General features: G+C 41.9%; 1 protein-coding gene. It reads right to left on the minus strand.

Annotation, left to right across the window (positions count from 1 at the left end):
• A partial coding sequence (locus tag SB775_RS30355) for a competence protein (RefSeq protein WP_410864963.1) occupies positions 1-104 on the minus strand: 104 nt, incomplete at its 3' end.
• Positions 105-265: the final 161 nt, after the last annotated feature.

Raw genomic sequence — 265 nt, forward strand, 5'->3', positions numbered from 1 at the left:
GCCGCTTCTTCAAGTGTGGAACGATACGGAAAACGTGCGTCATGCAGACTGACTGAATCTTTACCTTGTTGTATAAAGCGTTTCGATTTGCTTCTTTTACCCATTCGGAATCCGCCCCTTTACACAAGCTGACAGGTCAACCTGTCTAACGGTAGTATGCCCGCTTTCTTCGGATATGTATGAATGGAAAAATTAAAGAGAGAAGTAATTCGTTAGGAATTTTGCAATCCCATCTTGTTCATTCGTATCTGTGACTTCATTTGAG

The organism is Peribacillus sp. SIMBA_075 (assembly GCF_046534585.1).